General features: G+C 31.0%; 25 protein-coding genes. All 25 read left to right on the forward strand.

From position 1 onward, the window contains the following. A partial coding sequence (locus B5F09_RS05010) for an aldo/keto reductase (RefSeq protein WP_143357488.1) occupies positions 1 to 227 on the forward strand: 227 nt, incomplete at its 5' end. A 22-nt stretch (positions 228 to 249) separates the two neighbouring features. Continuing rightward, on the forward strand, positions 250 to 867 hold the full coding sequence (locus B5F09_RS05015; protein ID WP_087299938.1) for a flavodoxin family protein: 618 nt from the start codon (positions 250 to 252) through the stop codon (positions 865 to 867). Between the two features lie 181 nt (positions 868 to 1,048). After that, positions 1,049 to 1,639 carry an ECF transporter S component gene (locus B5F09_RS05020; RefSeq protein ID WP_087372222.1) on the forward strand — a complete coding sequence of 197 codons (591 nt, stop codon included), beginning with the start codon at positions 1,049 to 1,051 and terminating at the stop codon, positions 1,637 to 1,639. Positions 1,640 to 1,895: 256 nt separating this feature from the next. After that, a complete protein-coding gene (locus tag B5F09_RS05025; RefSeq protein ID WP_087299944.1) occupies positions 1,896 to 3,992 on the forward strand; it encodes a PTS transporter subunit IIABC in 2,097 nt (698 codons plus the stop codon). A gap of 13 nt (positions 3,993 to 4,005) precedes the next feature. Continuing rightward, positions 4,006 to 4,833: a PRD domain-containing protein gene (locus B5F09_RS05030; RefSeq protein ID WP_087299946.1), complete on the forward strand. Its 828-nt coding sequence runs from the start codon at positions 4,006 to 4,008 to the stop codon at positions 4,831 to 4,833. Between the two features lie 198 nt (positions 4,834 to 5,031). Next, positions 5,032 to 6,027, forward strand: a complete 996-nt coding sequence (locus B5F09_RS05035; RefSeq protein ID WP_087299948.1) for a mannose/fructose/sorbose PTS transporter subunit IIA — start codon at positions 5,032 to 5,034, stop codon at positions 6,025 to 6,027. A 19-nt stretch (positions 6,028 to 6,046) separates the two neighbouring features. Continuing rightward, positions 6,047 to 6,859, forward strand: coding sequence for a PTS mannose/fructose/sorbose transporter subunit IIC (locus tag B5F09_RS05040; protein WP_087372225.1), 813 nt, complete (start codon positions 6,047 to 6,049; stop codon positions 6,857 to 6,859). Between the two features lie 23 nt (positions 6,860 to 6,882). Further along, positions 6,883 to 7,800: a PTS system mannose/fructose/sorbose family transporter subunit IID gene (locus B5F09_RS05045; protein WP_087372228.1), complete on the forward strand. Its 918-nt coding sequence runs from the start codon at positions 6,883 to 6,885 to the stop codon at positions 7,798 to 7,800. Positions 7,801 to 7,838: 38 nt separating this feature from the next. Further along, a complete protein-coding gene (locus B5F09_RS05050) occupies positions 7,839 to 8,222 on the forward strand; it encodes a DUF956 family protein (RefSeq protein WP_087299955.1) in 384 nt (127 codons plus the stop codon). Positions 8,223 to 8,376: 154 nt separating this feature from the next. After that, positions 8,377 to 9,261, forward strand: coding sequence for an alpha/beta hydrolase (locus B5F09_RS05055; protein WP_087299957.1), 885 nt, complete (start codon positions 8,377 to 8,379; stop codon positions 9,259 to 9,261). Between the two features lie 16 nt (positions 9,262 to 9,277). Continuing rightward, entirely contained in the window at positions 9,278 to 9,475 is a 198-nt protein-coding gene (locus tag B5F09_RS05060; protein WP_087372231.1) for a hypothetical protein, read from the forward strand. Positions 9,476 to 9,746: 271 nt separating this feature from the next. Beyond that, positions 9,747 to 10,394 (forward strand): DUF4405 domain-containing protein, encoded by a 648-nt coding sequence (locus B5F09_RS05065; RefSeq protein WP_087372234.1) that lies wholly within the window; start codon positions 9,747 to 9,749, stop codon positions 10,392 to 10,394. Positions 10,395 to 10,406: 12 nt separating this feature from the next. Next, positions 10,407 to 11,012, forward strand: a complete 606-nt coding sequence (locus tag B5F09_RS05070; RefSeq protein WP_087372237.1) for a flavodoxin — start codon at positions 10,407 to 10,409, stop codon at positions 11,010 to 11,012. A gap of 13 nt (positions 11,013 to 11,025) precedes the next feature. Next, positions 11,026 to 11,673: a flavodoxin gene (locus tag B5F09_RS05075; RefSeq protein WP_158095804.1), complete on the forward strand. Its 648-nt coding sequence runs from the start codon at positions 11,026 to 11,028 to the stop codon at positions 11,671 to 11,673. A gap of 19 nt (positions 11,674 to 11,692) precedes the next feature. Continuing rightward, entirely contained in the window at positions 11,693 to 12,853 is a 1,161-nt protein-coding gene (locus tag B5F09_RS05080) for an iron-containing alcohol dehydrogenase (protein ID WP_087372244.1), read from the forward strand. A 371-nt stretch (positions 12,854 to 13,224) separates the two neighbouring features. Further along, the gene (locus B5F09_RS05085; protein ID WP_087372247.1) at positions 13,225 to 16,254 is read left to right on the forward strand and encodes a SpaA isopeptide-forming pilin-related protein; all 3,030 of its coding nucleotides are present in this window, start codon (positions 13,225 to 13,227) and stop codon (positions 16,252 to 16,254) included. A gap of 176 nt (positions 16,255 to 16,430) precedes the next feature. Further along, entirely contained in the window at positions 16,431 to 16,685 is a 255-nt protein-coding gene (locus B5F09_RS05090) for a hypothetical protein (protein WP_239404256.1), read from the forward strand. An 11-nt stretch (positions 16,686 to 16,696) separates the two neighbouring features. Continuing rightward, complete coding sequence (locus tag B5F09_RS05095; RefSeq protein ID WP_087372251.1) at positions 16,697 to 17,548, forward strand: DegV family protein; 852 nt, start codon at positions 16,697 to 16,699, stop codon at positions 17,546 to 17,548. Between the two features lie 84 nt (positions 17,549 to 17,632). Next, entirely contained in the window at positions 17,633 to 18,604 is a 972-nt protein-coding gene (locus tag B5F09_RS05100) for a dipeptidase (protein ID WP_087372254.1), read from the forward strand. A 290-nt stretch (positions 18,605 to 18,894) separates the two neighbouring features. After that, positions 18,895 to 19,710, forward strand: a complete 816-nt coding sequence (locus tag B5F09_RS05105) for a MurR/RpiR family transcriptional regulator (RefSeq protein ID WP_087372257.1) — start codon at positions 18,895 to 18,897, stop codon at positions 19,708 to 19,710. 39 nt (positions 19,711 to 19,749) lie between these two features. After that, positions 19,750 to 20,592 (forward strand): fumarate hydratase, encoded by an 843-nt coding sequence (locus tag B5F09_RS05110; RefSeq protein WP_087299976.1) that lies wholly within the window; start codon positions 19,750 to 19,752, stop codon positions 20,590 to 20,592. Then, positions 20,589 to 21,143, forward strand: coding sequence for a Fe-S-containing hydro-lyase (locus tag B5F09_RS05115; RefSeq protein WP_087372260.1), 555 nt, complete (start codon positions 20,589 to 20,591; stop codon positions 21,141 to 21,143). The genes B5F09_RS05110 and B5F09_RS05115 overlap by 4 nt, the downstream gene beginning before the upstream one ends. Before the next feature lie 14 nt (positions 21,144 to 21,157). After that, on the forward strand, positions 21,158 to 22,402 hold the full coding sequence (locus B5F09_RS05120) for a M15 family metallopeptidase (RefSeq protein WP_087372264.1): 1,245 nt from the start codon (positions 21,158 to 21,160) through the stop codon (positions 22,400 to 22,402). A gap of 38 nt (positions 22,403 to 22,440) precedes the next feature. Further along, positions 22,441 to 24,069: a B12-binding domain-containing radical SAM protein gene (locus B5F09_RS05125; protein ID WP_087372267.1), complete on the forward strand. Its 1,629-nt coding sequence runs from the start codon at positions 22,441 to 22,443 to the stop codon at positions 24,067 to 24,069. A gap of 81 nt (positions 24,070 to 24,150) precedes the next feature. Further along, a complete protein-coding gene (locus B5F09_RS05130; protein ID WP_087372270.1) occupies positions 24,151 to 25,590 on the forward strand; it encodes a 6-phospho-beta-glucosidase in 1,440 nt (479 codons plus the stop codon). Positions 25,591 to 25,602 lie beyond the last annotated feature (12 nt).

Consider the following 25,602-nt stretch of genomic DNA (forward strand, 5'->3'; position numbering starts at 1 on the left):
GTAAATCTATTGCGCAAGTAATTTTAAGATGGTTAGTACAAAGAGGAATTGTACCACTAGCAAAATCAGTTAAAAAAGAAAGAATGCAAGAAAATATTAATATCTTTGACTTTGAATTAAGTGATGAAGATATGGCAGTAATTGCTAAAATGGATAAAAAAGAAAGTTCATTCTTTGATCATTATGATGCTTCAACAGTAGAAATGATTGCTGGATTGAACAGATAAGATAGGAGAAGTGTTTGATAAAATGAAAGTTATTTTAATTAATGGAAGTCCTAACGCTAGAGGCTGTACATATACAGCCTTAAGCGAAGTAGCTCAAACTTTAGAAGACGAAGGAATTGAAACCGAAATTATCCATGTCGGTCATAAAGATATTCGTGGATGTATTGGTTGTCGTAAATGTAAAACTTTAGGAAAATGTATTTTTAATGATATCGTAAATGAAGTTGCTCCTAAATTTAAAGAATGTGATGGAATCGTAATTGGTTCACCAGTATATTTTGCATCTGCAAATGGAACATTGATTTCTTTTGTTGATCGTTTATTCTATAGTATGACTGAAGACAAAACAATGAAAGTTGGAGCTGCAGTTGTTTCAGCTCGTCGGGCAGGAAATACGGCAACATTTGATGAAATCAACAAATACTTTACAATTTCACAAATGCCAGTAGTTTCTAGTCAATATTGGAATATGGTACATGGAAATAATGCCGAAGAGGTTAAACAAGATCTTGAAGGGTTACAAACAATGAGAACATTAGGAAGAAATATGGCATTTTTAATCAAGAGTATTCATTTAGGTAAAGAAAAATATGGTTTACCTGAAAAAGAAGAATCAGTTCATACTAATTTTATTCGCTAAATAATAGGTACTTAGTTATTAAAATATCATTATTTTATCTTCTAGATACAGAATTTATTTTCTGTATCTTTTTTGCCGATTTTTTAATATTAGTATTTGGATTAAAAAAGATTTATAATAATAGCTATTTTCTTCTAGTGTAGATTGGTTTATACTGTTGTTGGTTAAAGGAGATGGAATTATGCATACTAATAAAATATTAAAAATTGTAATGATTGGGTTAATGGCAGGATTATGTTATATATCTTTCATGTTTTTTCAAATTAAAATACCAACACCAGGTGGTTTTACTTCATTTCATTTAGGAAATACTTTTTGTGTTTTAGCGGCACTTTTATTAGGTGGTTTAGAAGGTGGCTTGGCAGGAGCAATAGGAATGGGAATTGCCGATTTACTAGATCCAACATATGCAATCGTAGCTCCTAAAACAATGATTTTGAAATTAGGGATTGGTCTAGTAACTGGTTTTGTTGCACACAAGATTTTTCATGTTCAAAAATTAGAAGGGAAAAAATTATTGAAGGCAGTTGTTTTATCAACTAGTGCGGGAATGTTATTTAATATAGTAGGAGAACCAGTTTTCTCATATTTTTATACTGCTTTTGTTTTAGGTTCACCACATAATGCCGCTGCTGCTTTGGCTTCTTGGAATGCAATAACAACAGCTGTAAATGCAATTCTTGCAATTGTTATTTCATCGATTTTGTATATAAATATCCAACCACGGTTAAAAAATAATGGTATCTTAAAAAAATTAGCGGTAAAAGAATAATATTAGCTAGTTTTATTTGTAAAAAACAAAAAAGAACTTGACAAATTTTTAATAATGATAAGAATAATTTATAGAGATAAGTTAGTATTTTAATAGATAAAAAAAGTCCATATGCTTATATAGTTATAAAACCAACTAATGTCTATTATGTAGATAGTTTTATGGCTTTTTTTATATAAACCTTTTAAATGATTGAAAAGACTGTTCCAAAAGAGGGATGGTACAGTTTAATGGTTGTAAAATGAAAGAGGGAAGTATGAAATCAAAAATTTTAGGAGTATTGCAAAGGATTGGACGTAGCTTTATGTTACCAATTGCTTTGTTACCAATTGCAGGATTCTTTTTAGGGATAGGTAGATCTTTAACTAATGAAACTACTATTCAAACCCTTCATTTAGACGCATTTTTAGGACAAGGAACATTTGTTAATAGCTTTTTAACGATTTTAACAAAAGTTGGAACAGTGCTGTTTAATAATCTACCATTAATTTTTGCAGCATCAGTTGCTTTAGGAATGGCTAAAAAAGCTAAAGAAGTAGCGGTTTTATCGTCGATCATAGCATTTTTTGTTATGCATACAACTATCAATAGTATGTTAACGTTAGATGGAATGCTTATAAATGATCAGATTGCTGGTCATGTTTTACAAGGGACGATTACTTCGGTTTGTGGAATTAATTCTTTAGAAATGGGGGTTTTTGGTGGCATAATTGTTGGTTTAGGGGTTGGCTTTTTGCATAATCGTTTTTATCAAATTGAACTGCCTAGTGTTTTATCGTTTTTTGAAGGAGAACGTTTTATTCCAATCATTTCGGCAATTGTTTATGTTTTCGTTGGAATTGTGATGTTTTATTTTTGGCCATTTGTTCAAAATTTGATTTTTGAATTAGGACACCTAATTTCATCTACTGGTTATTTTGGTACCTTTGTCTATGGAATGATTGAAAGATTACTAGTGCCTTTTGGTTTACATCATGTCTTTTATTTACCATTTTGGCAAACTGCAATTGGTGGTTCAATGTTAGTTAATGGCACAATGGTTTATGGGGCTCAAAATATTTTCTTTGCTCAGCTAGCTGATCCTAGTGTAGTTCATTTTAGCAGTGAAGCAACTAAATATTTTACTGGTAAATTTATTTTTATGATTTTTGGTTTACCAGGAGCAGCTTTAGCGATGTATCAATGTGCTAAACCGGAAAAAAGAAAAGCAATTGGTAGTTTATTATTAACAGCTTCGCTTACAAGTATGTTAACAGGAATTACGGAACCATTAGAGTTTACTTTTTTGTTTTCAGCGCCATTGTTATTTGGAATCGAAGTTATTTTAGCTGGAAGTGCTTATATGATTGCTCATATTTGTAATATCGCAGTTGGTTTAACATTTTCTGGCAGTTTGATTGATCTTATTGTATTTGGGGTTTTACAAGGGAATAGTAAAACAAGCTGGCTTTTAATGATTCCAATAGGAATTGTATATTTTGGATTATATTATTTTAGTTTTAGATTTTTGATTAAAAAATTGAATTTGAAAACAATTGGTAGAGAAGATGATGATCGTTTAGTTGTTTTTAAAAAGCCTAAAATTGGTGATAAAAAAATATTTGATGAAATAGAAGTAGATAAACAAATCCAAATGATTGTTCGTGGATTAGGGGGCCGAGATAATTTTAGTGATTTAGATTGTTGTATTACCCGATTACGAGCAGCAATTGTAAATACTGATTTAGTAAGTGAGAGTTTATTGAAACAAGCTGGGGCAGCAGCAATAGTGTTACAAGGAAATAATATCCAAATTATTTATGGTCCTAAAGCATCTTCAGTTAAAGTAAGATTAGAGGAATATTTACAAAATATTCCCCCTGAATATGATGAATTACCAGTTAAAGAAAATAAAGAAACTTCAGTAATTGAAATAGGAAATGTTGTTGATGGAGAAGTATTACCAATTGAGGATTCATGTGATGATCTTTTTGCCCATAAGTTATTAGGTGATGGTGTAATGATTAAACCTTATCATGGTTTAGTTGTAGCACCATGCAATGGAATTATTACGATGGTTTATCCAACTAAACACGCTCTTGGTATTCAGCTTGATAATGGCTATGAGTTATTGATTCATTTTGGAATTAATACCGTTAATTTACAAGGAAATGGTTTTGAATTATTGGTAAATGCAAATCAAAGAGTAAAAAAAGGTGATTTATTATGGAACGCGGATTTGGAGTATATCAAGGAAAATGCAGTTAGTGAAAATATATTATTAGTAGTTACAAAGATAGATGATAATTGTCAAATTGAAAAAGAATATGGCAAAAAAGATAGTGGTACAACAATATTAAGGTTATGTAATTGAAAAGGGATAGAGTATGTATAAAATAATAAAAGTATTAAATAATAATACCGTTTTAGCTGCTTTTGAAAATGATGAAGTAATTATTATGTATAAAGGGATTGGTTTTGGTAAAAAAGTTAATCAAGAAATCGAAATACCTAAAAATGCCAAAAAATTTTTGATGCAGAAAAACTATAATTCAAAAATGAAATCTAATAATATTATTAATTACATTGATCCAGTTTATCTTGAAATTGCTTTTGAAATCATTAAATTAGCAGTTGAAAAATTTGGTCGTGTTGATAACGATATACTTTTACCATTAGCTGATCATATTTATTTTGCAATTAAAAGAATGGCTGAAAATATCATGCCTTCAAATCCATTTTTAGATGACATTAAATTATTATTTCCTGATGAATATGAAGTAGCTTTACAAGGAAAAGAAGTAATCGATAAATTTGTAGCAGTTAAAATCAATGATGATGAAGTTGGATTCATTACGTTACATATCCATTCAGCAATTTCATCAAATCAAGTTGTGGAATCAATGGAAGCAACGCGGGTTATTCATGAAAGTATTGATAAATTACAAAAAGACTTAAATATCGTTATTGATGTTAATTCAATATCTTATGCTCGGTTAATGAATCATATCAAGTTTTTGATTTTAAGATTAAATACTAATGAAAAGTTACAGATGGATATCAGTGAGTTTACTAAAGAAAAATTTCCATTTGCTTATTTACAAGCGGTTAATATGTGTAATGCATTATCTAAAGCTTTAAATAAAGAATTACCAGAAACTGAAGTTGGTTATTTAGCACTACATCTAGAGCGAATTTTATCTAGTATCGTTTAATTTTAAAACGTTGCTTGACAAATTTAGCCCTTTAATGCTATGATTGTTGCATAAAAGAATACTTAATAGTGTGTAACTGGTGAGGCAGGCATTAACTATTTTTAAGATTTAATATCCATGGGATTATTATATCTTTTAATAGTTATGTCTGCTTTTTTGCGTTGTTGAGTATTTAAAAGAAAGGGAGGAATTTATATTATGGTAGGAATTATCCTTGCTAGTCATGGAGAATTTGCAAACGGTATTTTGCAATCTGGGTCAATGATTTTTGGTGAGCAAAAAGATGTTAAAGCTGTAACATTGCAACCAAGCGAAGGACCTGATGATTTAAAAGCAAAAATGGAAGCAGCAATTGCTACCTTCGAAAATCAAGAACAAGTATTGTTTTTAGTTGATTTATGGGGTGGAACACCATTTAACCAAGCTAATGGTTTAATTGCTGGCCATGAAGACACATGGGCTATTGTTACCGGACTTAATTTACCAATGTTAATTGAAGCTTATGCTTCAAGAATGTCAATGGAAACAGCTCATGAAATTGCAACACACATTACAGAAGTTGCTCGTGAAGGGGTTAAAGTTAAACCAGAAACTTTAGAACCAGAAAAACCATCAGCAAAAGCAGCACCTGTTGCTACACCTCAAGGAGCAATCCCAGAAGGAACAGTTATTGGTGATGGTAAAATAAAATATGTATTAGCACGTGTTGATACAAGATTATTACATGGACAAGTTGCTACTACATGGACAAAAACTACACAACCAAATCGTATCATCGTTGTTTCTGATTCTGTGGCCCATGATAATTTGCGTAAACAAATGATTGAACAAGCTGCGCCACCAGGAGTAAGAGCTAACGTTGTTCCAATTCACAAAATGATTGAAGTTGCTAAAGATCCACGTTTTGGTAACACTAAAGCAATGTTATTATTCGAAACACCTCAAGATGCTTTAAAAGCCATTGAAGGTGGGGTCGATATTAAAGAATTAAATATTGGATCTATGGCTCATTCACTTGGAAAAGTTGTTGTTAATAAAGCAATCGCTATGGGTGAAGATGATGTTAAAACAATTGAAAAATTAAAAGAAAAAGGAATTAAATTTGATGTACGTAAAGTACCTAGTGATTCTAATGAAAACATGGATACTTTATTGAAAAAAGCGAAAGCTGAATTAGCTAACGCATCAAAATAATTAAACAGGAGGAATTATAATGTCTTTAATTACAATAATTTTAATCGTTATAGTTGCCTTATTAGCTGGTATGGAAGGAATCTTAGATGAATTCCAATTTCATCAACCGCTAGTGGCATGTACATTAATTGGTTTAGTAAGTGGACATCTAACTGAAGGAATTATTTTAGGTGGTTCATTACAAATGATTGCCTTAGGATGGGCAAACGTTGGAGCAGCAGTTGCTCCTGATGCAGCTTTAGCATCTGTTGCTTCTGCTATTATCATGGTGTTAGGATTACAAGGTGGGACTACTGATGTTCAAACAGCAATCTCTACATCAATTGCTGTTGCTATCCCACTTTCAGTAGCTGGTTTATTCTTAACAATGATTTGTCGTACTATTGCAATTCCAATGGTGCATTTTATGGATAATGCAGCTGAAAAAGGGAATTTTAGAACAATGGAAATGTGGCATGTTTTAGCAATTTTATTACAAGGGGTTCGTATTGCTATTCCTGCTGCTGCACTTTGTATCGTACCGGCTTCAGTAGTAACTGATGCTTTAAATCAAATGCCTGCCTGGTTATCTGGCGGAATGACTGTTGGTGGTGGAATGGTTGCCGCAGTTGGTTATGCAATGGTTATCAATATGATGTCAACTAAAGAAACTTGGCCATTCTTTGCTTTAGGTTTCGTATTAGCAGCTATTGGTGAATTAACATTAATTGCATTAGGTGCTATCGGTGTTGCATTAGCATTAATCTATTTAGGATTAAAAGAAAATGGTGGTTCTGGAAGCGGTGGAACTGGTTCTGGCGATCCATTAGGTGATATATTAAATGATTATTAAAATCTTGAAGGAGGAAAAAAACAATGGCAGAAAAAATTAAATTATCAAAAAAAGATCGTTTATCAGTCGCTTGGCGTCATCAGTTCCTTCAAGGTTCTTGGAACTATGAACGTATGCAAAATGGTGGTTGGTGTTATTCAATTATTCCAGCTATCAAAAAATTATATTCTAATAAAGATGATCAAATTGCAGCTTTAAAAAGACATATGGAATTCTATAATACTCACCCATATGTATCTGCTCCAGTTATGGGGGTTACATTAGCATTAGAAGAAGAAAGAGCTAATGGTGCCAAAATTAATGATCAAGCTATCCAAGGGGTTAAAGTTGGAATGATGGGACCTCTTGCTGGGGTTGGGGATCCAGTATTCTGGTTTACTTTAAGACCTATTCTTGGGGCTTTAGGTGCTTCTTTAGCATTAAGTGGAAACATTATTGGACCTTTATTATTCTTCTTTGCATGGAATATTATCAGAATGGCATTTATCTGGTATACACAAGAATTTGGGTATAAAGTTGGTACATCAATTGCTCAAGATTTATCAGGTGGTTTACTTGGTAAAATTACTCAAGGAGCTTCAATTTTAGGGATGTTTATCATTGGTGCTCTAGTTCAACGTTGGGTAACTATTTCATTTACACCAATCGTATCTACAGTAACTCAATCTGAAGGTGCATATATTGATTGGGATAAAGTTAAATCTGGAGCTGATGGAATTAAATATGCTTTAGAACAATATAGTACTTTAGGAGCAGATGGTCTAAATGTTGAAAAAGTAACTACATTACAACAAAACTTAGATCAATTAATTCCAGGTTTAGCAGCTTTATTATTAACATTATTATGCTGCTGGTTATTAAGAAAGAAAGTTTCACCAATTGTAATTATCGTTGCATTATTCGCAGTTGGTATTATTGCACGTCTTTGTGGAATCATGTAAGATAAAAATATCGATAAAAAATATTTAGGAGGAATAACATGGTACAATCTTTAAACACTAAAGTAGATTTAACAATTAAAGCCACTTCTTATTTAGGTTTAGCGACTTATGGGAAAGTAATGGTTGGCGATAAAGCTTTTGAATTTTATAATGAAAAAAATATTCGCGATTATATTCAGATTCCTTGGGAAGAGGTTAGTTGTGTAATGGCTTCAGTAATGTTTAAAGGAAAATGGATTCCTCGCTTTGCCATCAAGACTAAACAAAATGGAAATTTCACATTTTCTACAAGGGATAATAAAGCGCTATTAAGAGCGGTCAATAAATATATTCCTTCTCAAAATATGGTTAGATCACTAAGCTTTTTCCAGGTTGTTGGTCGGGGCTTAAAATCGATTTTTATCAGAAAAAAGAAAAAATAAAAATAACTAAAACTGTCGGTAAAACGGCAGTTTTTTTATTATGCTTGCCAGGTATACTGAAATGCGATATTGGTATTGTACTTTAAAAAATAACTTTAATAAAATATAGTTAGAAAAAGAAAAATATATTATTAATTGATATAAGGAGGTCAAAATGAATTCAAATACATTAGTAAATAGTGTTATTAATAACCCAAAATTTAAAAACTTTGGCAGATTTATTTTTCCTAGTGGTTTTAATCAGCCAACACCAACAATGAAAATAAGTAATATAAATTCATTATTACCTTATCATAGCTATATTAATACCAATACAACAATTGAAGTATTAGAATACTTTGAAAATCAAGTAAACAATGGGCAAACAATATTCTATGATATCTATTCACCTGAAGAAAAAGCAAGTGATCCAAGTAAAGAAGATACGGGATTATTCTTCTTTAAAGGTAAAAAGAATGCTCCATTTGCTTTGATTAGCGCTGGCGGCGGTTTTGTTTATGTTGGCTCAATTCATGAAAGCTTTCCTCATGCTTTAAAACTATCTAGACAAGGATATAACGCCTTTGCTTTACAATATCGCACATATAGCGGACAAACGGCATGTGTTGATCTAGCTAGGGCGATAGCGTTTATCTTTGAACATGCTAAAGAATTAGAAGTCGATACTAATTGTTATTCACTTTGGGGTGGTTCAGCTGGTGCGAGAATGGCTGCTTATTTAGGTTCATATGGTCCTGGTTCCTTTGGTCAAAATCTATATCCACGTGCTGGTACTGTAGTAATGCAATATACCGGGCATAATGACTACACCCCAAATGATCCACCTACTTATGTTTGTGTTGGTAAAAATGATGGTATTGCTTATTGGAAAACTATGGAGCGAAGAATAAATCGTTTAAAGCATTGTGGCATTCCTACAGAATTTCATGTATATCCTAATTTAGGTCATGGTTTTGGTTTAGGAGTTGGAACTTTGGCAGAAGGATGGATAAATGATGCAATAGCATTTTGGCAACAGCAAATCGATAAAACTAAATAAAAAAGGAGGATTAATATTGAAAAAAGTTTTCACTATTATCTTGATGATGTTTTTAGTTATTGGTTTAAGTAGTTGTCAAAATAATCAAGATCAAATGGCAAATGAAGATACAAGTATTTTAGTTGCTTATTATCGACCCAATTCATTTGACTGTTCTAGTGATGATATAAAAGAGGGGGGAGTTAGATATTCAAGAAATTGTCGATATTATTGATGAAAATATTGAGGCTGATTTTTTTGAAATCGAAACTGAACAGGAATATTCACAAAATCTAGATGAATTATCTAATCAGATTCAAATGGAAAAATTAGCGATTATCCTCAGTTAAAAAGTAAGGTAGCTTGATGATGATATGATCGCCAGTTAACCAATATATTCAATAGTTAATATTATTTTGTGAAATTATGTGTTTTCAAAAAAATAATTGACCGGTTGTAACTACCGGTTGATAAAATCTAAATCGAAAAGAAGATGGTGTTTTTAGTTGAAAGTAAAACGTATTTTAGATGTTGTTATGTTTATACTGTTATTATTTTTGATGGCCTTTTTCAACACTGGTCAAACAGTTCACGAAGTATTAGGAATATTGATGGCGATATGCTTTATTATTCATCATGTTTTAAATAGAAACTGGTACAAAACAGTTTTTAAAGGAAAGTATCCATTATTAAAAAAGGTCTATATCGTAGTTAATTTTCTTTTATTAGTCGATGTTGTTTTTCTAGTATTGAGCGGGTTATCAATGTCAAGATTATTACCATTTTTAAGTTTTATGCCAGTTTCATTAGCTAGAAGAGTTCATTTAACTTTATCTTATTGGGGTTTTGTATTAATGGCAGTACATTTTGGATTGCATATTCAAAGTATTTCAAGACCGCTAGCTAAGAAATTTGAAGATAGTTCTAAAGTAGTAAAAACAATTATCTTTTTGGTTATTCCTTATGGATTAGCATTATTTGGTTTAATTATGTTTATTAAAAATCAATTGATTGCATATTTATTTATGTTGACTGATTTTGTTAATGTTGATAGCAGTATAAATTTGGTGAGATATATATTTGAGTATTTAGGAATTTTCAGTTTATTTGGACTTTTAACATATATTGCAATTAAAAATATTAAAAAAACATAAGGAGTGAGATTAATGAAAAAATTTTTATTAGCTTTATTAGTAATGCTGGTATTTGTTACTGGATGTTCATCTAATAACCAAAGTAATAACGATGAATCTAGTGGAAATACAAATGAAAGTCAAGATGCTACTAATGATCAAACAACAACAGAAGATAGTAATATTTTAATTGCTTATTTTTCAAAAACGGGCAATACTGAAGCGATTGCTCAAGAAATTCAAAGTTTAACTAATGGTACATTAGTAGAAATTGAAACAGTTGAACCATATCCAGATTCATATTCAGAAACTGTTGATATTGCTGAATCTGAAAAAGAAGCCAATGCTCGTCCAGAGATTTCAACAACAGTTGATAATATGGATCAATATGACACTATCTTTATTGGTTATCCAATCTGGTGGCATGATGCGCCAATGGCTGTGTATACATTTTTAGAAAATTATGATTTTGAAGGTAAAACAGTTATTCCATTTTGTACTAGTGGTGGTAGTGACATTGAAGAAAGTATTCCAGGAATTGAAGCAGCCGTTTCTGGAGCGACAATGTTAGAAGGGTTAACTGCTAATGATAGTAGTGATGTCCAGCCATGGTTAGAAGAAATTGGGATTTTAAAGTAAGGAGGTAATGCTTGTGAAGAAAAAGATTTTAATTATTCTAGGTGTAATTGTTATTGTTGGGGCCGCGGTAGGGTTTTACTTGTATCAAAATAGTGATAGCCCTAGTGTTGGAATTAATGATTCAATCGTTAATGAAGATGGAAAAGAAGGTAGTGCTAGCACTAATTTAGATAGTGATAAAGTTTTAGTTGTGTATTTTTCTCATGGTGGTAATACTCAAAAACTTGCAAAAGAAATCTCTGATCAAGTTGGTGGCGATTTTAGAAGAATCGAACCAGTTAATGCTTATCCTGAAGGGGATGAATTATATGATTATACTGAACAAGAACAAGCCGATGGTGCTCGCCCAGAGATTCAGGATTTAAATATTGACATGAGTAAATATGATACAGTATTTATCGGTTATCCAATCTGGTGGTATACTTATCCGCAAGTTATCTTAACATTCTTCGACAATTATGATTTAACTGGTAAAACAATTGTCCCATTTGTAACTCACGGTGGTAGTGGTATGAGTGGTACTGAAGATGATATGCGTGAGTATTTAAGTGATAAAGACGTTACAGTATTAGATGGTCTTGCTGTAAGTCGAAATGATATTGAAGAAGACCAAAGTCAAACAGTTACAAACTGGCTAGAAGAGTTAGGTTTTATTAAATAAGAAAAGAGGTAATTATATTATGAACAACTTTAAAATGACTAATATGCCTAAAGTTTATTTTGGACAAGGGGCTTTAAAAGAAGCTCTAAATACTGAATTAAAAACAGTAGGAGATAACGTATTATTAGCTTATGGTGGCGGATCTATTAAGAAAACTGGAATTTATGATGAAGTTGTCACTTTACTTAAAGAAGCTGGTAAAAATATTTTTGAATTTAGTGGTATTATGTCTAATCCAACTTATGCTAAAGTCTTAGAAGGGGCTAAAATTGTTAAAGACAATCAAATTGATTTTATTATCGCTGTTGGTGGTGGATCAGTTATTGACTGTTGTAAGATTGTTAGTGCCCAAGCTAAAGTTGATCAAGATATTTGGCAAATGGAATTTGTTGATGGAAAATTACCAACTGAATTTATTCCAATGGCAGCTGTTACAACAGCTTCAGGAACTGGATCAGAAATGAATAATGGTGCTGTTATTACTAACGAAGAATTAAAAATTAAAGCCGGAATGTTAGGAGCTTTATCAAAGTTTGCTGTATTAGATCCAGCTTATACATTAACAGTCCCAATGAAACAAGTTGTTTCTGGAGCTTTTGATACATTAAGCCATGCAATGGAAACATATTTTGGAAAACCGCTTGAAAACAATGTTTCTGATGAAATCAATGAAGCAATCATGCGTAATACTATTAGAAATATTAGAGCAGCAATTAAAGAGCCTCAAGATATTCAAGCTCGTAGTGAATTAATGTGGGATTCAGCAATGGCTGAAAATGGTATTTTAAAATTAGGAAAAGTAACTGATTTCCAAGCTCATCAAATTGAACACCAATTAGGAGCTTATACTGATTGTAATCATGGTCAAGGATTAGCAGTAATTCATCCAGTATTATATCGTCATATTTATGAAGCAGGAGTTTCTAAATTTGCTCGTTTTGCTAAAGAAGTATGGCATGTAGATGATACTAATTTAACTGAAAAAGAAACAGCTTTAAAAGGAATTGAAGCATTAGCAGATTTTATTAAAGAAATTGGATTACCAACTACTTTAACACAAATGAATATTACTGATGTAGATATGCTTAAAAAAGTAGCAGATTCATCTAATATTACAGCTGGATGCTGTAAACAATTAAGCCATGATGAAATTTTCGAAATCTTAAAAGAATGTCTATAAAAATATCGAATTTGTCTCAAATTTATATAATTGCAGTATCAAAAATATCAATATCAAATTATAAATAAGCTAAAAATATTGATAAAATTTAGATAAAAGACAAAATTTATTACAATTTATTAAATCTTTATTCCCTGGTGCTTGCTTTACAACTAAATTGGTAAATGATAAGATAAAGCCAAGGAAAGCGAATATTCTATTTTCTCAAAGTACCCGTTCGGGTACTTTTTTAATTATCAAATACTTTAGTTATTGAATTTCGTTTTTCTAAAAGAACAGTTTATAGAAAGAGGGGAATAAAGATGTTTTGTCGTGATCCTTGTTTAAAAGCATTATAAAATGCTTTTTTTATTTTAAGGAGGAAAGTTAAAATGATAAGGTTGAAAAAAAGAAATAAGAAATTGTTTAAAATAATAATTTCTTTACTAATGGTTTTTAGTTGCCTTTTAACAAGTATTAATACTATAAATGCCGCTAGTTATACAGGACCATTTACCCGCGTTAAAGAACTTGATTATCCAGAATGGTGGGCAAGGAAATTAGGCGTTAAACAGTGGAGTACCTGGATGTGTACTTTTAATGGGCAATGGTCTTACTGCCTGGAATCAAGTAAAAATAGTCCTAGTTCTGGTAATAAGACAGCTGAAGAATTAGTAAACTCTAATGAAATGATTAGTAAGCTGCTTTACTATGGTTATGGGGGACCGGCTGCTTTAGAAGGACAGCTTGATGGTAGTGGTACAGGACTAGAAGGTGATGGATTAACAGCACCAGAAACCCATTATCTTTATACTCATGTTTTATTATCAATTGCTTATAGTGGTGATATGATGGGTGTTGATTTGGATGGATTAGAAACTTTAGGAATCGGATTAAAAGGGTTATATAATTATATAGCTAGTTTACCAATGCCAGTTAGTCCAACTTTAAGTGATTCTTTCACTGCTAGTTTTGATCCAGCTACTAAATTACAAAAGACTAATACAGTTACTTTCAACGGGGCTAGTAATGCAGTGATCAATGTTACTTTACAAGATGGGGTTACTCTTCATAATGTGACTACTAATGCTTCTGAAACTGGAACTGTCAGTGTTAGTGGTGGTCAAAGTTTTTATTTAACAGCACCATTAAGTGTAACAGAAGATTATACTAGTGGTAATATTGCCGGTAGTAATTGTACTCGTTTTGTACCGCTAGCAATTTATGGCAGTGGTAATACCCAGACTCATGGCAGTTATACTTATGATGTTGCCAATTTAACATATCATGTTGATTGGATCGATACTGGTCGTTTAGAACTTAGTAAAACTAATACAAATAATGATTTGATTGATGGAGCTATCTTTAATTTAAAATCAATTAGTTTTGAAGGTTATGATGAAAACATAACGGTTACTAATGGTAAATTAGTAGTTGAAAACTTACCAATTGGAACATATGAGTTAAAAGAAATTAGCGCTCCTGATGGTTATTTATTAAATAGTACAACTTTTGCAGTTACGATTAATAAAGATGAAACAGCCAGTCAAAGTGTTAGTAATGAAGAACCATTAGGTAAGTTAGAATTAACAAAGAAAATTGATACTAGTAAAACTGATGGTAAATCAGGTGATAGTTATTTAAAAGGTAATGAATATCAATTGATTGCTCGTGATGATATTACCAACCAGGCTAAAACAATTACATATTTTAATAAAGGTGATGTAGTTGCAAAGGGAATAACTGATGAACAAGGGCAGATAACTTTTGATAATTTACATGTGGGTAAGTATTATCTTCATGAAAGTAAAGCTAATGATACTTTAGTATTAAATCCTAATGATATTAATGTTGATATAAATTATCAAGGTCAAACCGTTTCTAAAATTTTAGAAACCAAAGAAACAGCTAATAGAGTAAACATGCAAAAAATACAGGTTCATAAATCTGGGGAAAAAGAAGGGATAAGTGGTTTTGTTAAAGGTTTACAAGGCTGTGAATTTACGTTCAAACTTAAAAGTGAAGTTGATAATGTTGGCTGGGATAATGCTAGTGTATATGATGTAATTACTACTGATGAAAACGGTCGGGCAGCAACTAAATATTTGCCATATGGTACGTATTTAGTTAAAGAAACTAAAACACCGCAGGATTATATGACAGCTCCTGATTTTTTAATTGACATAACAGATGATTATAGTGAATATAGCGATATTGATCAGATAAAAACTATCGATATTAATAATCGTCCTTACACTACGCAATTAAAATTAGTTAAGCGTGATCAAAAAACTAATCAAATTGTAACTTTAAGCAGTGCTTCATTTAAAATTAAAGCTAAAGAAGATATTGTTTCTAACGGTAAAATAATATATCACGCTAATGATACTATTGTTCAAAAAGTTAGTGGTAAAAACTATGACACTTTTACTACCAATAGTGATAATGTTATTGTAAATGATTCATATAGTAATCATGATAATGATCGCGGAACAGTAATTTTACCATTACAATTAGATCCCGGTAAATATTATCTTGAAGAAGTAAAAACGCCAGAAGGCTTTTTGGCTCTAGAAAGTCCAATTGAATTTACGATTGAAAACATTCGTGATTATACAACAGATGAAGATGGTGATCCAATTTTAGAAATCAATGTAGTTAACGATACTCCTAGTGGTAAACTAACAGTTATTAAGAAAATTGATTTAGGTGAAGGTGATACTAGTCGGGTAAATATCCAGGATTTATCACCAATTAAATTTAGGTTAACAGCTAACAGTAAAATAGTTTCTCCAATTGATGGTAGTGTTATTTATGATCAAGGTGATGTTGTTGGTGAATATAATTTATCATCAGATGGCAATTTAACGATTGAAAACTTACCATTAGGAACAGGTCAAGTAGAATATCAACTTGAAGAAATTGCCACTTTACCAGGTTTGGTTCTTGATGAAAAAAAACATATCGTTGCCTTTGAGCAAAATGATACGACAACCAAAGTTTATAGTCATGAATTAGAAATTGAAAATCAGATTACTAAAGTAGAAGTATTGAAATTAGATAAAGCTAATAATCAAGGTCTAGCAGGAGCTAAATTACAAATTCAAGACCAGGATGGAAATATTATTGATCAATGGCAGTCTGATGGAAGTGGTCATTTGATCCAAGGATTAGTAGTGGGACAAGAATATAAATTAATTGAAACAAAAGCCCCTGATGGATATCAACTTGCTAGTGAACTTACTTTTACGGTTGAAAATACTACTGAAGTCCAAAAAGTTATCATGTATGACCAGGCAATAACCGCTGTTAAGACTGATGATACTGTTTCATTTGATCATTTAATAGTTATTACTTTTAGTAGTGGATTGTTATTGATAGTTTTAGTTTTAAAAGGTTATTTAGCTAAAAAAGAAAATTAATTTTAGATAGTATAAATTATGTTAAGAAGGTTAAATTATATTATGATAATATAATTTAAACCTTCTTTTTTTGTTTAAATAACAATAAATTACAAATTATAAAATAATTATGAATATTATCACTTTTTGTTTAAATAAATGTTATAATTTTGTAAAGAACACAGGAGGGTATAATAATGGCAAAAGAACTAGATGAAGCAGTCAAGTCTGGACATCAGTTAGCTGCTTATTTAGAAAGTGAGCAGGCTGATCAAAAAGCTGAAAATAAGTTTGATGCTTTATGGCAAAGTATCTATGATGTCTGTGCATTAGTTTATCGAGATATTTTAGATGAACTATTGACTGAAGAGGAATATAAGGAAGCTGTTACCTGGTTAAAAAAATATCAGCATTTAACAAAAGATTATCAAGAAATGGAAATTGAATTATAAGGGACAGAATTATGAAAAATTATTTAATTGTTACAGATACAACAAGTGCAATGAACGGGGATCAGGCTAAAAAATATGGAATTGAACTTGTTTCTTTAAGTGTGCTGATTGATCATCAAGAATATAAAGATCAAATTGATATTTCAACAGAAGAGTTATATCAAAAATTAAGAGATGGTTGTATTCCAACAACTTCACAGCCTAATACTGGTTATTTACAAAATTTAATGGAAAAATGGAAAAGTGAAAATTATGAAGCGATTATTGTTATAACATGCAGTAGTGATTTAAGCGGGACATGGAGCGGTTTTAATTTAGTTAAAAATGATTTAGAAATGGATAATATGTATATTTATGATAGTCGTCAAATTGGCGCTCCTGTTATGGATATGGCTATTTGTGCTAAAGAAATGGCTAATAATGATTGTAGTGTAGCTGAAATTTTTGAAATGTTAGAAAGAAAAAGTGCTAATGTATTTTCATTTTTAGCACCACTAGATTTTAAACAATTAGCTCGTTCTGGTAGATTATCACCATTGGCTGCTAAAATGGCAACGATTTTAAAAGTAAAAGCGTTGTTGTATTTAAAAGAAGATGGCAGCTGTGTTGATAAGTTTGCTATGAGTCGAACAGAAAGTAAAGTTATTAAGACAATGATTGAAAAGTTTAAATCAGCTAATGTTAATGCTCAGGATTTTAGAATCTATATTTCTCATGCTGATAATGAAGAATTAGCTATTAAAGCTAAAAATTTATTACAAGATATTTTTGAGGGAATTGCAGTTTTTGTTAATAAACTTCCAGCGGTATTAACTTGTCATGGTGGACTTGGTTGTATTGCGATTCACTATATTTGTAAATAAAATAATGTTTTTAAAGTGATATTTATAATGCAATATAAATATCATTTTATTGTATTATTTAATAATATAAAGGGGGCTAGCAAAATGAAAGTTGTGGATATGCATTGTGATACTATTTCAAGAATATATAAAGAAGGTGGCAGTTTAAAAGAAAATGATTTTAACGTTGATTTAAACAAGATGAAAAAAGGGGATTATCTTTTACAAAACTTTGCAATGTTTGTTAATTTAAAAAGTAATCCTGATCCGTTAACTAAAGCACAGCAATTAATTGATTTATATTATCAAGAACTAGCAAGAAATCAGGATATTATTAAACCAGTATTTAGTTATCAAGATATTGTTGATAATCAAGAAAAAGGATTGATGTCAGCATTATTAACATTAGAAGAAGGGGCCGTTGTTAACAATGATTTAGCGATTTTGCGCAATTATTATCGTCTTGGTGTTAGAATGATTACGTTAACCTGGAATCATCCAAATGGGATAGGTTATCCTAATATGTTAAGTGGTGAAGGATTTGCTCGTTTAAAAAGCATTAATACTGATAAGGGATTAACTGATTTTGGAATTGCTTATATCCAGGAAATGGAACGCTTGAAAATGATCATCGACGTATCACATTTAGGTGATGCTGGATTTTATGATGTCTTGAAATATACAACTAAACCATTTGTTGCTTCACATAGTAATGCTCGTAGTGTTTGTGATGTTGCTCGTAATTTAAGTGATGATATGATTAAAGAACTGGCAAAACGTGGTGGGGTAATGGGAATTAATTTTTGTGGTGACTTTTTAAAACAGTCTGATACTGGTGATGAAAGATCATGTATTGAAGATATGGTAAAACATATTTTATATATTAAAGATCTAGTTGGAATTGATTATGTTGGTTTAGGCAGTGACTTTGATGGAATTAGTCAAAATCTGGAAATTAAAGATGCTTCGATGATGCCTTTGTTACAAAAAGCTTTAGAAGATGCCGGATTGACTAATGATGAAATTGAAAAAGTTTTTTATAGAAATGTTTTGCGGGTATATCAAGAAGTATTATAAACGTAAAATGGCAAGTGGGGAAAAGCACTTGCCATCTTTTTATTAGTTATCAGGGAAAGGATACTAATAATATATGATATCAGGGAAGGATATCGTTATATCTTGTAGTCATTATATTGAAGGGAAAATCGAATATCTTTTGACTACGCTTATAATATATATTAAAAGGTTGGTCAAAATGTAAAAAGAATATAAAAAAATATGTGAAATTAATTTTTTTACAGCTATAAGTGAGCTATTTTAAATTATCAAAATATAGTGTATAATACACATAAGTGGAGGATAGCATAATGAAAAGTTTGTTTTATCGTTTGATTATCTTTTTAGATACAGCTAGCGAGGCAGATACAAATTATAATATTGCCTGGTATATGGCACACAATTTTTCCAAAGTAGCTAAAATGGGAATTAGCCAGCTGGCTAAAGAATGTTATGTTTCCCCTGCTACAATTTCCCGTTTTTGTCGTGCTCTTGGATATGAAAACTATGCACATTTAAAGCAGGAATGTTCTTCTTTTGCTTCTGATAGTAAAAAGTTTAATAACTTGATTAATGTTCCTTTAAATGTTATGAAAGATAAACCACAGGCATGTACTGAATATTATAGTCAGCAAGTATGTCATGCAGTCGCTAATTTGACACATTATTTAGATTGGAATGTTATTGATAAAGTTTTAGAATTGATTCATGATAGTGATTCGGTTGCTTTTTTTGGAACACAGTTTTCACATTCGGCAGCATTACATTTTCAAACTGATTTATTGATGCTTGAAAAGTTTACAATGGCTTATATGGAAACACAACGGCAAATTGAATGTGCACGATCTTTAGATAGAAATAGTGTTGCTATTATTATGACTGTAAATGGGTTTTATTTAAAAAGTAATACTAAGGTATTGCAGTATTTAAAAAAAGCTCATTGCAAAGTTGTTTTGATTACTAATAATCCTGGTATTGATATTGGAATAGATGTTGATTATACTATCATATTAGGTGATAGCAAGCAAAGAAAAACAGGTAAGCATACATTGCTTACAACTGTTGAGTTGATGTCACTTAGATATTATTCATTATATTATCCAGATGTTCAGGAAAATATTGTTTAAAAAGGTTGTTAAATACCTTTTTTTATGAAAGGAATAAAGATGCGAGAAATTAAATGTGAAGATATTATAAAAACTGTAAAACAATTATGTAAAGAAGCTGCTTGCAATTTACCAGAAGATGTTTTTAATACGATAAAAAATAAAGCAGAAAATGAACCTTATCCATTAGCTAAAAAGACATTGGATGTTTTAGTTGAAAATGCAATTTTGGCTAAAGAACAAATGATGCCAATTTGTCAGGATACCGGAATGGCATTTGTTTATGTGACAATTGGTCAAGAAGTCCATGTTGATGGTGATTTAAAAGAAGCGATTAATGAAGGAGTTCGTCAAGGATATCAAGAAGGGTATTTAAGAAAGTCGGTTGTTGATGATCCATTATTTGATCGTGTTAATACTAAAGATAATACTCCTGCAATAATTTATTTTGATATTGTAGCAGGTGATGAGTTTAAAATAGTAGTGGCCCCTAAAGGATTTGGTTCTGAAAATATGTCACAAGTAAAAATGTTAAAACCAAGTGATGGTGTTCAAGGGGTAAAAGATTTTGTTTTAAAAGTTGTTAATGATGCTGGTCCTAATGCCTGTCCACCGATGGTAATTGGTGTAGGAATTGGTGGGTCTTTTGATAAGGTAACAATGCTTGCAAAAAAAGCAATGTTACGTGAAATAGGAACTCATCATCAAGATAGTCGCTATGCTTTGTTAGAAGATGAACTATTGCAATTAGTAAATGCTTCAGGAATTGGTCCAGCTGGATATGGTGGTAAGACAACAGCGTTGTCTTTAAATATTGAAACTTATCCAACTCATATTGCGGGAATGCCTGTTGCAGTTAGTATTTGCTGTCATGTTTCTCGACATAAGGAGGCTAGATTATGATTAAATTAACAACGCCGCTTACAAAAGAAAAGATTAGAAAATTACATGCTGGCGATGAAGTATTGCTAAGTGGAGTAATTTATACTGGGCGTGATGCTGCTCATAAAAGATTAATGGCATTACTTGATGAAGGAAAGGAATTACCATTCCCTTTAAAAGATCAGGTGATTTTCTATGTTGGACCAACCCCTAGTAAACCGGGTCAGGTTTTTGGTAGTGGCGGACCAACAACTTCAGGACGTATGGACGCTTATGCGCCCCGCTTAATTGAACAAGGTTTACGTTCAATGATTGGTAAAGGATATCGTCAAGATGCTGTAAAAAAAGCAATAGTAGAAAATACTGGTGTATATTTTGGTGCTATTGGTGGTGCCGGGGCGATGATGTCGCATTGTATTAAAGAGTGTGAGGTTATTGCTTTTGATGATTTAGGACCTGAAGCAATTCGCCGTTTGGTCGTTGAAGATATGCCGTTAGTAGTAATTATTGATAGTGAAGGTAATGATCAATATGAAATTGGTCGAAAAGATTATTTAGATTCATATAAATAAAAGGAGTAAAAAGAATGTTTAGAAAAAAAAGAGATTATGGTTATTATAGTAGCTATGGTGGTAGTAGTAGTCGTTTAAGAGTTGGTAGAGTGGCTATTATCGGTGTGGTTATTGCTGTTGTAATCATCGCAGTAGTTATTGTTTTAAACTTGACTCGAATTCAATTGATGTTTAAAGGATATTCGTTTTCACAAGCTAGTGAGATTTTATCATTAACTAAAGAAGAAGAGAATGAAATTTTAGCACATGATAAAATGGATCATATCGTTAACTGGATCGAAGAATCTGATAATGTTGAATGGTATGACGAATATGAAAGATATTTAGGATTAAATAAAAAATTAGAATATGCTGATGTTGTTAGCTATGTTGATAATTTATATGAAACTCAAGTACCTAAATTAAAAAGTCTTTCATATAGTAATGATGATATTTGGAAATTAATTGAAGATGGTGCTAGTGAAGATGATTTCCAATATTTAATTGATAATAATTATAGTGCTAATGATTTAGAACCATATAGTAAGGTTGAAGGTTATAAAATTCAAAATTTAGCTGGTTATATTAGTGCTTATGCTACATATAAAGATTATAATTATGCAGTTTGTATAACTAATTATCCATTTATTATTTCTAGTAATGGAGACCCTCAAGATAGTTATACTATCAGTAATCCTGATGAATTATTAACATTAGTTAAAAAAGGTTTCTATTTACCAGATGATTATGAACCAGAATTAGTAGAACCAGATATTCCGGTTGCTCCAGATTGTGAAAATTCACAAATGACACCAGAAACTTCTAAAGCATTAACTAAGATGTATGAAGCTGCAAAAAAAGAAGGGTTAGAATTAGTTGTAAATAGTGCTTATCGTTCATATGAAACTCAAGTAGCAATTTATAACGATTTTGAAACACGTTATGGTGGTCAATATGCTTCTGAATACGTAGCAGCACCTGGTGCTAGTGAACATCAAACTGGTTTGGGTCTAGATTTAACTTCTCAAAGTGTTGTTGATGGTGAAAGAATTACATTTGGTGATACTGAAGAATATCGCTGGGTAGTTGAAAATTGTTATAAATATGGTTTTATCATCAGATTTGAAGATGGTACTGATGGTATTACTGGTATTGCTCATGAACCATGGCATTTACGCTATGTAGGTGAAGATGTTGCCAAAGAAATTGTAAAAAATAAATGGACTTTTGAAGAATATTGTTTATACAACAATGTTATGCCAAAAGTTGAAGAGAAATAATCTAGGGTTTTACTCTAGATTATTTTAATGAGGTGGATATGAAAACATTAATTACAACATTAAATTCAAAATATATACATAAATCATTATCAGTTAGATTATTATATGTAGCGACTATTGCTTACCACAATACTGATTTTAAAGAATATACTATCAAAGATAATCTTGATAATATTGTACAAGATATAATTAAGCAAGAAATTGATATTTTAGCGATAAGTGTTTATATCTGGAATGTTGATTTAGTACGTGAGTTAATTATTAAATTAAAAAGTATTAAATCTGATTTAATTATTGTTGTTGGTGGTCCAGAAGTAAGTTATGAGATTGATTATTTTTTAGATAATTTTGAAATTGATTATTTAATTAGTGGTGAAGGTGAAGTTGCTTTTAAACAGTTATTAGATTGTCTTGAAAATAATCAAGAGGTTGATATTCAAGGAATCAGTAGTAAAAATAAGCGTGATTATCGCCAGACTAAACCAGTTGACTTAGCTTATGTAGAATCGTTAGAATCACCATATTTATTATCAAGAGATTTACCAGATATGGCTAATCGAATTTTGTATTTTGAAACTAGCCGTGGCTGCCCATATCAATGTCAATATTGTTTATCGTCTTTAGAAAAAGGATTACGTTTTTTTAGTTTAGATTATTTAAAAGAGCAATTACAGTTAATTATTAATAGTGGTGTTAAAACGATAAAGCTATTAGATCGAAGTTTTAATGCTAAAACTTCCCATGCTTTAGCTATTTTAGAATTTGTTTTTAAAAATGCCAAGCCTGGCATGCAATTCCAGTTTGAAATTAATGGTGATGTTTTAGATCAAAAAATTATTGATTATATTAATGATTATGCCCCTGATGGTTTGTTGCGATTTGAAATAGGGATTCAGTCAACTTATGATCCAACAAATGAAATTGTGCGTCGTTATCAAGATTTTAATCGATTAAGTGAAGTAATTAGACAATTACAGTCTAATCATAAAATTGATTTTCATTTAGATTTAATTGCTGGTTTACCACTAGAAAATCTTAGTCGTTTTGCAAAATCTTTTGATGATGTCTTTGCTTTTAGACCTAAAGAATTACAACTTGGCTTTTTAAAACTATTAAGAGGAACTAGTTTACGAAATGAAGCTAATAAGTATGGCTATGTTTATGATTCTAAACCACCATACGAGTTAATTGAAAGTAATGATTTATCTAAAGAGGATATTAAAAAAATTCATTTGGCTGAAGAAATGCTGGAAAAATTCTGGAATAGTGGCAAAATGCCTATAACAATGAATAAGGTCATGGATAATGTCAGTTCACCATTTTACTTTTTTATGGAATTTGGTAAGTATTATCTAGAACATGGTTTTAAGCTGTTTAAGTTTCAAAATGATGAATTATTTAGTTATTTAAATCAATATTTAAATTATGAATATGAAGATTTATTGATAGAAGATTATTTACGATTAACCAAAGTAAAACCAAAACGCTGGTGGAAAAGTCGTATAAGTAAACAACAATCTCGTGATGTTATGCATCAGTTAGTTGAAAAGTATCATTTAGATCAAGAAGAATTATTTAGATATGGTTTGGTAGAAAAATTAGATAGTGGATATATTGTTGCTATATATAAAAATTATCATGCCAATGTCAAAAAATATCTTTTATAATTAACCAAAAATTCATTAAAATCTCTCTTTCTTTAGTATATAATATAAGTAATGATATTTTATAGAAAAGAGGAAAAGTATATGGGATTTAGAGAAGATTTTTTATGGGGTGGAGCAGTTGCTGCCCATCAATGTGAAGGTGCCTGGCAAGAAGGTGGCAAAGGAATTAGCTGTAGTGATGTTGAAACAGCAGGAGATAATGTTACTGGAGCACCTCGTCGTTTAACAGATGGTGTTATCGAAGGTGAAGATTATCCTAACCATGTCGGTGTTGATTTCTATCATCGATATAAAGAAGATATTGCTTTAATGGCTGAAATGGGATTTAAAGCATTTAGAACTTCTATTGCATGGACACGTATTTTCCCACGTGGTGATGAAAAAGAACCAAATGAAGCTGGTTTAAAATTCTATGATGATTTATTTGATGAATGTCATAAATATGGAATTGAACCAGTAGTTACTTTATCACACTTTGAAATGCCTTGGGCGCTTGCTAAAGAGTATGGTGGATTTAGAAATCGTGAAGCAATTGACATGTTTGTTAAATTCGCAAAAGTATGTTTTGAAAGATATCAACACAAAGTTAAATATTGGATGACATTCAATGAAATTAATAACCAGGCTGATTACACACAACATAACTTGATTCAAGAAGGGGCTGTTTTATTAAAAGAAGGTGACGATCCTGAATATTTAATGTATTTATCAGCTCATCATGAATTAGTTGCATCAGCTTTAGCTGTAAAAGCAGCACATGAAATCAATCCTGATTTAAAAGTTGGTTGTATGATTGGTATGAATGCCGTTTATCCAGCTACTTCTAATCCAGAAGATGTTATGAATGCTTTAGGTGCTATGCATCAAAAATACTGGTATGTTGAAGTTCATGCTCGCGGACATTATCCACAACATATGTTAAAATTATTTGCAAGAAAAGGATATGACTTTATTACTAAAGAAGATGAAAAAGTCTTAGCAGAAGGTAAAGTTGATTATATTGGATTCTCTTATTACATGTCTTTTGCAACAAAATATCAAGGACGTAATGAAAAAACATTTGATTATTCAGGAGAAGACTTTGTAAGAAATACATACTTAAAAGCTTCTGACTGGGGATGGCAAATTGACCCTCTAGGACTTCGCTGGTGTCTAAACTGGTTCTATGATCGTTTTGAATTACCAATGATGATCGTTGAAAATGGTTTTGGTGCTTATGATAAAGTAGAAGAAGATGGTTCAATTAATGATCAATATCGTATTGATTACTTCAAATCACATATTGAAGCAATGCGTGATGCTGTTGATTATGATGGTGTAGATTTATTAGGATATACAATGTGGTCACCATTTGATATCGTATCTGCTTCTACTGGTGAATATGATAAACGTTATGGATTTATTTATGTAAATTATAATAATGCTCATGAAGGTGATTTTTCTAGAAGCAAAAAGAAATCATTCTATTGGTATAAAAAAGTTATTGAAACTAATGGTGAAGATTTATCAGATGTCGAATAATTTCGGCATCTT

Origin of the sequence: Erysipelatoclostridium sp. An173 (genome assembly GCF_002160495.1) — a bacterium.
Classification (GTDB): Bacteria; Bacillota_I; Bacilli_A; order Erysipelotrichales; family Coprobacillaceae; genus Thomasclavelia; species Thomasclavelia merdavium.

Bases quoted from the DNA above. Each gene is read 5' to 3' on its own strand.
- B5F09_RS05015 (WP_087299938.1), top strand. From the start codon at position 250: ATGAAAGTTATTTTAATTAATGGAAGTCCTAACGCTAGAGGCTGTACA.
- B5F09_RS05020 (WP_087372222.1), top strand. From the start codon at position 1,049: ATGCATACTAATAAAATATTAAAAATTGTAATGATTGGGTTAATGGCA.
- B5F09_RS05025 (WP_087299944.1), top strand. From the start codon at position 1,896: ATGAAATCAAAAATTTTAGGAGTATTGCAAAGGATTGGACGTAGCTTT.
- B5F09_RS05030 (WP_087299946.1), top strand. From the start codon at position 4,006: ATGTATAAAATAATAAAAGTATTAAATAATAATACCGTTTTAGCTGCT.
- B5F09_RS05035 (WP_087299948.1), top strand. From the start codon at position 5,032: ATGGTAGGAATTATCCTTGCTAGTCATGGAGAATTTGCAAACGGTATT.
- B5F09_RS05040 (WP_087372225.1), top strand. From the start codon at position 6,047: ATGTCTTTAATTACAATAATTTTAATCGTTATAGTTGCCTTATTAGCT.
- B5F09_RS05045 (WP_087372228.1), top strand. From the start codon at position 6,883: ATGGCAGAAAAAATTAAATTATCAAAAAAAGATCGTTTATCAGTCGCT.
- B5F09_RS05050 (WP_087299955.1), top strand. From the start codon at position 7,839: ATGGTACAATCTTTAAACACTAAAGTAGATTTAACAATTAAAGCCACT.
- B5F09_RS05055 (WP_087299957.1), top strand. From the start codon at position 8,377: ATGAATTCAAATACATTAGTAAATAGTGTTATTAATAACCCAAAATTT.
- B5F09_RS05070 (WP_087372237.1), top strand. From the start codon at position 10,407: ATGAAAAAATTTTTATTAGCTTTATTAGTAATGCTGGTATTTGTTACT.
- B5F09_RS05080 (WP_087372244.1), top strand. From the start codon at position 11,693: ATGAACAACTTTAAAATGACTAATATGCCTAAAGTTTATTTTGGACAA.
- B5F09_RS05085 (WP_087372247.1), top strand. From the start codon at position 13,225: ATGATAAGGTTGAAAAAAAGAAATAAGAAATTGTTTAAAATAATAATT.
- B5F09_RS05090 (WP_239404256.1), top strand. From the start codon at position 16,431: ATGGCAAAAGAACTAGATGAAGCAGTCAAGTCTGGACATCAGTTAGCT.
- B5F09_RS05095 (WP_087372251.1), top strand. From the start codon at position 16,697: ATGAAAAATTATTTAATTGTTACAGATACAACAAGTGCAATGAACGGG.
- B5F09_RS05100 (WP_087372254.1), top strand. From the start codon at position 17,633: ATGAAAGTTGTGGATATGCATTGTGATACTATTTCAAGAATATATAAA.
- B5F09_RS05105 (WP_087372257.1), top strand. From the start codon at position 18,895: ATGAAAAGTTTGTTTTATCGTTTGATTATCTTTTTAGATACAGCTAGC.
- B5F09_RS05110 (WP_087299976.1), top strand. From the start codon at position 19,750: ATGCGAGAAATTAAATGTGAAGATATTATAAAAACTGTAAAACAATTA.
- B5F09_RS05115 (WP_087372260.1), top strand. From the start codon at position 20,589: ATGATTAAATTAACAACGCCGCTTACAAAAGAAAAGATTAGAAAATTA.
- B5F09_RS05120 (WP_087372264.1), top strand. From the start codon at position 21,158: ATGTTTAGAAAAAAAAGAGATTATGGTTATTATAGTAGCTATGGTGGT.
- B5F09_RS05125 (WP_087372267.1), top strand. From the start codon at position 22,441: ATGAAAACATTAATTACAACATTAAATTCAAAATATATACATAAATCA.
- B5F09_RS05130 (WP_087372270.1), top strand. From the start codon at position 24,151: ATGGGATTTAGAGAAGATTTTTTATGGGGTGGAGCAGTTGCTGCCCAT.